The organism is Capsulimonas sp. (genome assembly GCF_039929585.1).
Classification (GTDB): Bacteria; Armatimonadota; Armatimonadia; order Armatimonadales; family Capsulimonadaceae; genus Capsulimonas.
The window spans coordinates 1-11571 of the sequence record NZ_JBDSQY010000184.1 but is presented as its reverse complement, the minus strand read 5'-3'; the positions used below and the strand labels follow the sequence as shown (position 1 = coordinate 11571).

The window sequence follows — 11571 nt, the reverse complement described above, 5'->3', positions numbered from 1 at the left end:
TCCGAAGTCCACGCAGGTGGACGGCTGTACTTTTAGCCGCGAATTCATTCGCCGGGCACTCTTAATCTCGCCGGCTATCTTGTTATGGTGTATGCACCTAATACATCAACCTCTAAGGCGGCATGCGCACTTTGCCAGACAGAATAAAGAAACTCGTCATCCTCGGCTCCACCGGCAGCATTGGAACGCAAACCCTCGACATCGTTCGCCGCCTCCCTGACCGTCTCCAAGTCGTCGCCCTGTCCGGGCATCGCAACGTCGATCTTCTCAAGCAGCAGGCCCAAGAGTTCGGCGTCTCGCCCGAATGGATCGAAAGCGGCGACAACGCCGATCTGGAGCGGCTGGCGACACATCCGGACGCCGATGTGATTGTCGTGTCCGTGGCGGGAGCCGTCGGAACGCGCGCCACGGTGGCGGCTTTGCGACAGGGTAAGGATATCGCGCTGGCGACGAAGGAAGTGCTGGTCGCCGCTGGTGAGATCGTCACGCGCACGGCCCGAGAAAACGGCGCGCGGCTGCTGCCTATCGACAGCGAACACTCCGCTATTTTTCAATGCTTGCAAGGCGCGCCGGAGAACTCTGTCGCCAAGATTTTACTCACGGCATCCGGCGGGCCATTTCGCGAGTGGAGCAAGGCGCGCATGCAGTCCGTCACTCTGGCGGACGCACTGAACCACCCCACATGGCCGTCCATGGGCCGCAAGATCACGATCGACAGCGCCACCCTGATGAACAAAGGGCTGGAGACGATCGAAGCGCGCTGGCTGTTCGATATTCCGATCGATCAGGTCGAAGTGCTCGTTCATCCCCAGAGCGTCGTGCACTCTCTCGTGGAGTATCACGACGGCGCAGTGATTGCTCAGCTGGGACTGCCGGACATGCGTCTGCCAATCCAGTACGCTCTGCTCTATCCGGAGCGCATCGATTCGGGCCTGCCGCGCATGGATATGACGCAGCTCACGAAGCCCCTGACCTTTGAGGCTCCGGACATGGAGCGCTTTCCCAGCCTGCTGCTGGCGCGGCAGGCAGGCGACGCCGGCGGCGGTCTGCCCGCCGTCCTGAACGCCGCCAACGAGGCGGCGGTGGCGCAGTTTCTAGACGCCAAGATTACATTTCCTGCTATAATGACCTTAGTGGATCGGACGATGCACGCGCATCATCCCTTGGAAGCCCCCGATCTCGACCAGATCGCGGCGGCGGACCAGTGGGCGCGGCTGACGGTGGCTCGTTTGATTGACGAAGATCCCAGCCTGCAATGGAACGGAGCAGCGGAGCTATGAACTTGCATTTGGTTCTCGATAAGATACAGAGCGGCGTGGTCCTGTTGATCATCCTCAGTATCCTCGTCATCGCGCACGAATGGGGACACTTCATCGTCGCCCGCCTGTGCGGCATGCGTGTCGACGACTTCAGCGTCGGCATGGGCAAGCGGATCTGGCTGGTGGCGAAACGAGGCGACACGGAATACAATGTCCGGCTGCTCCCCATCGGCGGCTTCGTCAAGATCGCGGGCATGGACGCCGACGAAGAACCGATCAACATGGCGAAAGACAAGCTTCTAGGACGCAAGGACGACCCTGACGCCGGCGAGATCCCCTTGGTCGCCGAAAACACGCCTGAGAGCCAGCCTTACACTGAGGCGGACGGCTTCAACGCCAAGCCGCTCTGGATGCGTTCACTCACAATCCTTGCTGGCCCGGTCATGTCGTTTCTCCTGGGATATGTGATCTTCTGTCTCATGGGGGTCACTATTGGAATATCTTCGGGGAAAATCCTCAATCGTGTTGCGGTCGTCATGCCCGGCGGAGCGGGATATAAAGCCGACCTGAGAACCGGAGACAAGATCGTCAAAATCGACGACAAAGTGATCAGCACCGGCCCGGAGATGGTCGATACGATCCGCCACAGCCTGGGGAAGCAGATCCATATTACCGTTGTCCGAAATGGTGAAACGAAGGTGCTGACCGCGACGCCGGAGCCGCTCAAGGACGAGACCACAAATAAAGATATCACCGTGGCGGATGTGGTCCAGCCGGGCAATTTGTCAAACTTAGGCTTAAAGGCCGGTGACGAGTTGCGGGCGGTCATTCCCGGCGCCAGAGACGGTGAGGATTCCGATTTTATCCAGACACCCGAGGAAGCCACGGCGGCGCTGAAAAAGTACGCGGGTAAAAACGTGCAGCTCATCGTTGCGCGCAAGGGCGACACAACAACTCTCAAAGGAGCGCTCCCAGCGGAAGACAGCAATTCGCCGACATTCTCGGTTCGAACGCCCGGCGGCTTGAAATTTGGAATGGACGCCATGGTTGAGCGCCTTAGTTTTGTCGAATCCGTCAAAACGGGCAACAAGATGATCGTCATCTTGTTCAAGAACCTGCGCGATCTTGTTAAGAGCCACAAGTTTCAGGAACAGACGGGCGGCGTCATCCGAATGTATCAGGAGACGGCTCGCGCCTCCAAGGTCAACATCAACGAGACCATTAGCTTGGCTGCACAGCTTTCGATCAGCCTGGCGATCTTCAACATGCTGCCCATTCCGATTCTCGACGGCGGTCACCTGCTGACCTTCTTCATCGAATGGGTGCGGCGAGGCAAAAAGCTGACGGAGAAGCAGCAGCAAGCCTTCATGCTGACGGGCCTCGTCATTATCGGAACACTCTTTATATTGATCAACGCGAATGATATTATTCGCACATTCAGTGACAAGCTTCCACACTAGAAAGCAGCGACCAGGACAGAACATGCGCGCAACTCAAGCCTTTATCCCCACCCTTCGCGAAGCTCCCAAGGACGCCGAGCTGATCAGCCATCGCCTGCTTCTTCGAGCGGGCTACATCCGGCCGCTCGCCAGCGGCGTTTATTCTTATCTGCCGCTCGGACTGCGCGTAATCAATAAGATCTCGAACATCCTGCGTGAAGAAATGGACCGCGTCGCCGGCAACGAGTTCTTTTTCCCGGCGCTCATCCCCCGCGAGCTTCTGGAAGAATCCGGCCGCGACAAAGTCGACGTGCTCTTCACCGCCAAGCCACACGACTATTTCCTGGGCTTCACGCACGAGGAAGTCATCACGGACGTCGTGCGCAACACGATCAAATCGTACAAGCAGCTTCCGTTCCTGGGTTACCAGATCCAGACGAAGTTCCGAAACGAGCCTCGCCCGCGCGGCGGCCTGATCCGCGGGCGTGAGTTTCTGATGCTGGACGCCTACACCTTCGACCGGTCGGAAGAAGACGCGCTGGTCGCTTATAAGAAGGTCCGCGAATCCTTCGGACGCATGTTCACCCGCTGCGGCCTGGCCTCGATCGCCATCCAGGCGGACTCGGGCGCCATCGGCGGATCGCTGAGCGAAGAGTTCATGGTGCTGTCGGAAGACGGCGAAGATACGGTCCTCCGATGCAGCGTCACAGGCTACGCCGCGAACGCCGAACGCTGTGAAGCGATCCCTGTTCCCGCAGAGCCTGCCGACACCGAAGTCGCCGCGATGGAAGAAGTCTCCACGCCCGGCGTCAAAACCATCGAAGAAGTTTCGGGCTTTCTGAAAGTGGACGCCACACGCTTGATCAAAACGCTCGTCTTTGTTGCGCCCGATGGAAGCCCCGTAATCGCGCTGGTGCGCGGCGACCGGGAGCTGAACGAAGCGAAGCTTGGACGCACCCTGGGCGGCCCGGCCCGTCTCGCTGAGCCGGCCGTGGTCGAGCGCGTCACCGGCGCTCCCGTCGGCTTCGCCGGTCCCGTCGGCTTGCCCGCATCCGTCCGGATCATTGCCGACCGTGAAGTGGCGACCGTTCGCGACGGCGTGGTCGGCGCGAACAAGGCCGATGCGCACTTCCAGCACGTCCTGCCGGGCAGGGACTTCCCCGAACCCGAATATCTCGACCTGCGCACCGCCGTCGCCGGAGACCAGAGCCCGATCGACGCCAGCGGCGTGCTTTATACCCAGCGCGGCATCGAAGTCGGCCACGTCTTTTACCTGGGCACAAAGTACAGCTCTTCCATGCGCGCCGAATACGACGATGTGGACGGAACCGCCAAGTTCTTTGAAATGGGCTGCTACGGCCTGGGTGTCTCACGCACCTTCGCCGCCGCCATCGAGCAGCACCACGACGCCGACGGCATCGTCTGGCCCATCACCATCGCCCCCTATGCCGTCACGATCATCCTGGTCAACCCCGCCGACCCGGCCCAGACCGAAGCCGCCGAAACGCTCTACAGCGACCTGCAGGCCGCAGGCCTGGACGTCCTGCTGGACGACCGCGTCGAGCGCCCCGGCGTCAAGTTCAAGGACGGCGACTTAATCGGCGTCCCGGTCAAAGTGACGGTCGGCAAAGGCGTTGCCGACGGCGGTACTTTGGAAATAGGCCTGCGCCGCGACCGCAACTCCAAGCAAGCCGTCCCCATCGCGGACGCATCGGCGCACGTGCTGGGACTCGTCAAGCAACTGAAGGACGAGATCCAGGCGAACGTGGACACGCACGTGGTGTGAGGCGCGGCCCTCATCCCCCAGCCCCTTCTCCCAATTCTGGGAGAAGGGGAGCAAGAGTTTTTGAGATTTTCAAACCTTAATTCCAACCCTCTCCCAGAATTGGGAGAGGGGGGCCCGAAGGGCCGGGTGAGGGCCGTCCCAAGTCACATCAATGACATCCCTACTCCAGCAATATCCCCTCATCGAACTCAGCGGGCGTCTCCTCCTCGCCGGCCTGCTCGGCGGCCTCGTCGGCTGGGAGCGGGAGCGGCATGAGCGGCCGGCGGGTCTTCGAACGCATATTTTGGTGTGCGTCGGCGCGGCGATGATCGCGGTGGTCGACCATGGCTCTTCTGGCGTTGGCGGACGCATCGCGGCGCAGATTGTTACAGGGATTGGTTTTCTCGGCGCCGGCTGCATCATGCGGGACACCAGCGGCCTGGTGCGGGGGCTGACGACGGCCGCCAGCGTCTGGGTAGTCGCGGGTCTGGGGATTGCAGTGGGTTACGGGGGCGTAAACGCTGGGCTAGCGGTCGTCGCCACGGGGATCGTGCTGCTCACGCTGTCGGTCTTGGACCGATTGGAATCGACGCTGAACAGAGAACGGAAGCGCCAGGAGCTCAATCTCGTGCTCGCAACCGGAGACAATGCGCTTATGGAAATGCGCACGCTTCTGCAGGGACTGCGCGAGCACGGAACGCGCACTCGTGACATTAACTTCACGCAGGCTCCGGACAGTCTTATCGTCCGCCTGGAACTGGTCATGAAGCGCAACACCAGGCGCGACGACCTTGACGAGTTCCTCAAAAATCAGCCCCAGGTGATCCACTTTCACTGGACGGAATAACTATTCCATCTCGCCCGGCGCTATCTCATGCGGACGATACAATCCCATTTCTTTGATATAATCCACCACGCCGTCAGGGCAAAGATACCGAATACTGCGCTCCTGGTGAGTGCGCACGCGGATGTCCGTGCTGGAAATATCCAGCCCCGGGATTGGCAGGAAAGAAACATGATCGAGGAAGTTCTTGTCGGCCAGCTCCGACAGCCGCTCCAGCGAGAAGCCAGGACGAGTGACGGCAATGAACCGGCACTGCTCCACGAGGCGATCGTACTCATGCCACGTCAGAATTTGCAGGATGGCGTCCGCGCCGGTAATGAAGTAGAGGGCTTCTAGGTCAGGATATTGATTACGGAACGCACGGATCGTGTCGATGGCGTACGATGGCCCTGGGCGGTCGATCTCGATCCGAGAGCAAGAGAACTGGGGATTGGACGCCGTCGCTAGCTCCGTCATGACAAAGCGGTCTTCAGGCGAGCTGACAAGATACGCTTTCTTATGCGCCGGACGCCCATTGGGCACGAAAACAACTTCGTCCAGCGCGAACGCCTGGCGCGCTTCTTCGGCCATCAGAAGATGACCGAAGTGGATTGGGTCGAATGTGCCGCCCATAATGCCGATGCGTAACCCCATGTCATACAGTCCTGAAACGGCGTGTTAAAGATTGAGAACGAGATTGTCTCGGTGCACCACTTCGTCACTGGGCTTGGCGCCGAGCAGCTGGTGGATATCCGCCGTACGCCGCCCCATAATCTTGAAGAGATCGTCGTTGGCGTAGTTGACAAACCCCTGCGCGAAGGCGTGGCCCTGGGCGTCCAGAAGGCGCACAAGCTCCCCTACTCGGAAATGGCCGGAGATATGTGTGACACCCGCAGGCAATAGACTTTTGCCTTCGTCGATGAGGCGCTGCTTGGCGCCGTCGTTGACGGTGATCGATCCCTTAGGCACGACGCCATAGGCGATCCAGCGCTTGCGCTGGCCCATGCGTTCGGGACGCGGCAGGAAAAGCGTGCCGCAGGCGCCGCTCAGGGCGTCGGCGACTACGTTTTCGCGGCGACCGTCAGCGATGGTCATATGGACACCGGTCCCGGCGCAGATCTTCGCCGCCTGGATCTTCGTCGTCATGCCGCCGGTTCCAACATTGGAGCGAGCGCTCCCGGCGCGCTGCTCGGTCGCCTTGTCGATCTTCGCGACGACTGGAATCAGCTGGGCGTCGGCAAACTGGCTTGGGTCGCGATCGTACAGTCCCGAGACATCGGACAGCAGAAGAAGCGCGTCGGCTTCGGCAAGCGAGGCGACCAAAGCCGCCAGTGTGTCGTTGTCGCCGAACTTGATCTCCTCCACGGCGACCGTGTCGTTCTCATTGACGATCGGCACGACACCAGCTTTGAGCAGCGCGGCGAACGTATTGCGTGCGTTCAGATAACGCGTGCGATCACGCAGATCGTCACGCGTCAGCAATACTTGGGCGACCGTAATTCCGTGGACGGCGAACGCCTCGGCGTAGGTCTGCATCAGCAAGCCCTGCCCCACGGCGGCGGCGGCCTGCTTCTGCGGGATCGTTTTTGGGCGGCCGGTCTGCCCCAGACGCGCCATGCCCGCGGCGACGGCGCCACTGGAGACCAAAATTACGGAACGGCCCTGCGCGCGCTGATCGGAGAGCTGCGAGGCGAGGCCCGCGATATACTCCCGGTCGGTCGAGCCATCACTATTGGTAATGGTGCTGGAGCCGACTTTCACCACAACACGCGTCATAACCATCGGCTCAGTCGCCGGCGACTCAATCTTCGTATTCATCGTCATCGTCGTCTGAAGCCTTCTTCGACCTCGGGACCTCCGCATCCTCATCGTAGAAATCGAACTCGATCTTGCCGATCCGCACGCTGTCGCCCTGCTTCGCGCCGAGCGCGCGTAGCTTGTTGATCACGCCGGCCTTCTCAATCGTCTTTTGCAGGCGCTCAACAGCCGCCTCGTTGTCCATGTTGGTCATGGCGACAACGCGCTCCATGCCTGGACCGCTGACGATATAGATATTGTTGCCGCTGTCGTAAATGGCGTCCCACCGGCGATCGCGACGGCGCTGGGCCATCGTGTCGACCGTGATCATGACGGTCTCGTCCACCGGCTCCGGTTCGTTGGGAAGCTCGGCGAGGCGTGTGGCGCATTCATAAACGATCGCCTCCAGGCCCTGACGCGTCGCGGCGGAGATCAAGAAAACCTGGCGGCCTTCCGTGGACAGCTCCTCTTGATAGAGTTTGACGATTTCTGGATCGGCAAGGTCGATCTTGTTCAGCGCGATGATCTGCGGCAGCTGCGAAAGCTTTGCGTTATACGCTTCCAGCTCCCGGTTGATGATCGCGTAATCGTCCAGCGGATCTCGCCCCGTCAGCCCCGACACGTCGATGAGATGCACGAGCAGACGCGTGCGTTCAATATGCCGCAGGAACTGGTGCCCCAGGCCGATGCCTTCGCTCGCTCCTTCGATCAGGCCGGGGATGTCCGCAACCACAAAGTTACGCTCCTCGTCGACGCGCACGACGCCAAGGTTCGGCACGAGTGTCGTGAACGGATAGTCCGCGATCTTCGGCTTCGCCGCCGAAATGCCGGCGATCAGCGTGCTCTTGCCGACATTGGGATAGCCAATCAAACCGACATCGGCCAGAAGTTTGAGCTCCAGCTTCAGTGTGAGTTCCTGGCCCGGCTCGCCGTTCTCCGCAAACTTGGGCGCCTGCAAGGTCGAGCTGGAGAAGTGCGAGTTACCGCGCCCGCCCTGCCCGCCTCGGAGGATCCGGATCTTCTCGCCGGCCTTGGTCAGGTCGGCGACGACCTTGCCATTGGAGAGGTCGGTCGCGACGGTGCCGATCGGCACTTTCAGGACGAGATCGTCCGCGCCCTTGCCGTTCATATCCCGGCTTGCGCCGTTCACGCCATCCGGCGCTTCATATTTGCGCTGAAAGCGGAAATCGAGCAGCGTCGAGAGATTGGAATCGGCCTCCATGTAAACATCGCCGCCATCACCGCCGTCCCCGCCGTTGGGGCCGCCGCGCGGCACATACTTCTCTTTGCGAAAGCCGACCGAGCCGTCCCCGCCGTCGCCCGCCTTGACATTAATTGTGACTTCATCAACAAACATAATTTACTCTTCCAAACCGTCGATCACTATTGGCGTTCGGTCCGCCAGCATAAATCGACCCGTCGCAAACTGCGCTCCCAGCCATCCGCCCAGCGTTCCAAACGCGAGGGCGACAACCGGGTTGCGCACCAGAAAGTAGAGACCCAGGTTATGCTCCGACGCCTGGGTCACAGGCAAAATTCGCCAGAATGGATGCAGCGCGCCGGCCAATAGCCAGACCGCAAACGCCAACGCCGCCGCCTGCATCCCGTAAGTCTTGCCGATCAATCCCGCAAGAAGCCCGCCGGCGAACGCGGGAATCAGCTGCGTGAAGAGACCGATCGCCCCGTCATAAAGCGCAGGGTCCTGAAAGATCATGTTCAAGATCGTCAGCGCCGCCAGCCGATTCATACCCCACGCCACCGCAAATGCGGCGATTACCCCCACCAAGAAGCGCAGCCGCATCAGCCCGACGCCCCTTCCATGATCGTGATCTGCGATCCCATCGGCGTCTTCACAATCTCGACACGTGAGGCGAAAGCGTCTTTCAGTTCGTCAATGTGCGTGATGACGATGATCTTCTCAAAGTCGTCCTTGATGGCGTTCAAAGCGTCCACGAGGCGCTCCCGCCCCTTGCCGTCCTGCGTGCCGAAGCCCTCGTCGATGATCAGCGTTTGCAGCTTAGCGCCGGCGCGGCGCGCGAGCAGCTTGGACAGTGCGATCCTCAGGGCGAACGCCGCCCTAAAGCCCTCTCCTCCAGAATACATTTCCAATGGCCGCGTTCCGAGACTGTCACTGACTTTGATGTCCAGCGTCTCGATCGGCGTGTCCTTTTTGGACTTCGCCTCACGCAGCGTCTCGAAATAGATCGTCATATCGCCGTCGGTGAGGCGCTCCAGCAATCGATTGGCTTCTTCCTGAATTTCCGGAATGGCGTTCTCGATGATCAGGGCCTGTACGCCCTTCTTGCCGAAGGCTTTGGCGAGCTGGTCGTGAATCTCCTGCTCTTTTTTCGCAGACAGCAGCACCGCTTCCTTGATTACCTTCTGAGCCTTCAGATCTTCACAGCGCATCACGAGCTGCTGGTAGCGGCCGATTTCATGCGACGTCGTGCTCGCGCTCTGCCGCCGCTCGCTCTCCAGCACTTTAATCTCATTCGTACGCGTATCAATGGCGGCAAGTTCGGCGCTGACATCGGCGATCTGCTTTTGCTGGACCATGGCCTCGTCGCGCGCATCCCGACGCTGGCGCAGCGACCGATCCGCGCGCTGCAATCGGCTTTCCGCCGCGGCGAGCGCCTCGGCCGCGTGGGCAAGCTCCAGGTGCTGACGCTCGGCCGGCGCCAGCCGCGCCGCCGTCTCTCGCGCCGTCGCGTGCGCCGTCTCCACATCGCCTAGCTTTTCAATGCCGTCTCGATAACGGGTCACCGTCGCCAGAATTTCGGGCGCATACGCTTTGGCGTCGAAGAGCTTCTTCGTTTCCGTGGCGAGCGTTTCCAATTGCGGCAGCTCACGCTGCACTTCCTCCAGCTCCAGCAAGCGCTGTTCGAGCTGGCCGAGGCGCACACGATCCGCAGTCAGCGCCGCCAGCGACTGGTCGAGCGCCGTTACCTGACGCTCCAACGCGCCCAATTCTTCCTTGGCCAGCTTCGCCTGCGCCCAGATGGCCTTGCGCTGCGCGTTGGCGGCCACAAGACTGCCCTGATATTCCAGCTGCGTCTCAGCGATCTTTTCCGGCGGTAATGGCGAGTTACAAACGGTGCAGACGCCCTGCTGGTCGGCAATCGCCGCGAGCCGGCTTTCCCATTGCTTGATCTGCTCACCGACAGCGGCATTGTCCTGCTGCAATTGCGAGAGATTCTCACGAACCACCGTCAGACGCGCCTGCGCTGTCGCACGCTCGGTCTCCATCGCCTCCGCGCCGGCAACCTTTGTCTTCGCCGCCGCGTGCTCGCGCTGCAAATCCGGCAGGACAGCAATACGACCCAGCGCCTGCTGGTAATCGATCGTCGAGCGCTCCAATTTGCGGTGCATCTCGTTCTGCGCCGTCAGCCATTCTTTCTCAGCGTCGGCCAGCATCTGGCGGCCGCGATGCAGCTTCGCGACATTCTCTTCCAGCTTCACCAAATCTTCGCGCGTCGTGACGAGCAGCGCATGGTCACGCTCGATCTCGTCCTTGCGCACAAGAATGGCCTTCCAGCGGTCGGCCTCGCGGTTCTGGTCCGTCAGTTCGTTGGTGAGTTCTAAAATCTCGGCGTCCAGCGTCGCGATCTGCGCCTTCACCCGCTCCGCGAACTCACGCTGACTTTCCAATTGCCCGCGCCGATCCCGCAGGTCATCCCACTCTTTCTTGAGGAGCTCTTGTTTGGCTTCCAGTTCGGCGTAACGCGCCTGCAAAGCCGCCAGCGACTCGCGGTACTGCGCTTCGTTCGCCAGCTCCGCGCTCATACCGTTGATGTCCCGTTCGGCGTCCACCACTTCGGTCATCGCCTCACGCGCTTTTTCCCGCGCCTTGGCTTCGAGCTGATCGTAACGAGACAGGTCCAGAATGTCGGCCAGAATCTCTTTACGTTTGCCCGGCGATTGCTGAACGAACCGATCCGCCTGCCCCTGTCTCAAATAGGCCGAGTTGATAAACGTATCGTAAGACATGCGCAAAAGCTGCTGGATTTTCTTTTCAGTCTCCCCAGAGTTATTCCCCGTCAGAGACCGCCAGGCGCTGTCCACTTGCTCCTGCTGAAGCTCCCACACGTTCCCCGCCGCCCGCTTGGAGCGCTTGCGCATGACCCGATATCGGTTCCCGTCGAGATCGAACGTAAACTGCACACTCATCTCATCCGCGCCAATGCGAACGAGTTCGTCGTGCTTGTTCTTGCCCGCGCGGCTTTCGCCCCACAGCGACCACGTGATGGCGTCCAGCAGAGCGCTCTTGCCGTTGCCGTTCTCCCCCGAAAGACACAGCGTATGCATCCCGGTGAGGTCGAGCACGGGGCCGTCCTCGCCATAGGACATAAAATTCTTGAGTTCTAGGCGGACTGGAATCATGAGTAAATCTAAAATCCCGAGGCAATATAGGCGTCAGAGCCATGCCCATTCGGAAACGCGGGTATAAAACCCACATCAAGAGTTTCCCGGTTATGAAACCCGGGCCTG

Annotated in this window: 9 protein-coding genes; 4 read left to right on the top strand and 5 right to left on the bottom strand. The window is 60.5% G+C overall.

Features of this window, described 5'->3' with window-relative positions; all coding sequences use genetic code 11:
• Positions 1–143: 143 nt before the first annotated feature.
• From dxr to ABIZ35_RS13230, 4 genes are all read left to right on the top strand, one after another.
• Positions 144–1280, top strand: a complete 1137-nt coding sequence (gene dxr, locus ABIZ35_RS13245; protein WP_348220385.1) for a 1-deoxy-D-xylulose-5-phosphate reductoisomerase — start codon at positions 144–146, stop codon at positions 1278–1280.
• Positions 1277–2719: a site-2 protease family protein gene (locus tag ABIZ35_RS13240; RefSeq protein ID WP_348220384.1), complete on the top strand. Its 1443-nt coding sequence runs from the start codon at positions 1277–1279 to the stop codon at positions 2717–2719. Before dxr ends, ABIZ35_RS13240 begins: the two co-directional genes overlap by 4 nt.
• A gap of 22 nt (positions 2720–2741) precedes the next feature.
• Entirely contained in the window at positions 2742–4484 is a 1743-nt protein-coding gene (locus tag ABIZ35_RS13235; protein ID WP_348220383.1) for a proline--tRNA ligase, read from the top strand.
• 151 nt (positions 4485–4635) lie between these two features.
• A complete protein-coding gene (locus ABIZ35_RS13230) occupies positions 4636–5310 on the top strand; it encodes an MgtC/SapB family protein (protein WP_348220382.1) in 675 nt (224 codons plus the stop codon).
• Here ABIZ35_RS13230 and nadD read toward each other — a convergent pair whose 3' ends face one another.
• The 5 genes from nadD to ABIZ35_RS13205 are packed head-to-tail and all read right to left on the bottom strand — an operon-like array spanning position 5311 to position 11463.
• Positions 5311–5940, bottom strand: coding sequence for a nicotinate-nucleotide adenylyltransferase (gene nadD / locus ABIZ35_RS13225; protein ID WP_348220381.1), 630 nt, complete (start codon positions 5938–5940; stop codon positions 5311–5313).
• A gap of 24 nt (positions 5941–5964) precedes the next feature.
• Positions 5965–7104 carry a glutamate 5-kinase gene (gene proB / locus ABIZ35_RS13220; RefSeq protein ID WP_348220380.1) on the bottom strand — a complete coding sequence of 380 codons (1140 nt, stop codon included), beginning with the start codon at positions 7102–7104 and terminating at the stop codon, positions 5965–5967.
• Positions 7088–8440, bottom strand: coding sequence for a GTPase ObgE (gene obgE / locus ABIZ35_RS13215; protein WP_348220379.1), 1353 nt, complete (start codon positions 8438–8440; stop codon positions 7088–7090). Before obgE ends, proB begins: the two co-directional genes overlap by 17 nt.
• 3 nt (positions 8441–8443) lie before the next feature.
• Positions 8444–8884 carry a hypothetical protein gene (locus tag ABIZ35_RS13210; RefSeq protein WP_348220378.1) on the bottom strand — a complete coding sequence of 147 codons (441 nt, stop codon included), beginning with the start codon at positions 8882–8884 and terminating at the stop codon, positions 8444–8446.
• Entirely contained in the window at positions 8884–11463 is a 2580-nt protein-coding gene (locus ABIZ35_RS13205) for an SMC family ATPase (protein WP_348220377.1), read from the bottom strand. Before ABIZ35_RS13205 ends, ABIZ35_RS13210 begins: the two co-directional genes overlap by 1 nt.
• Positions 11464–11571: the final 108 nt, after the last annotated feature.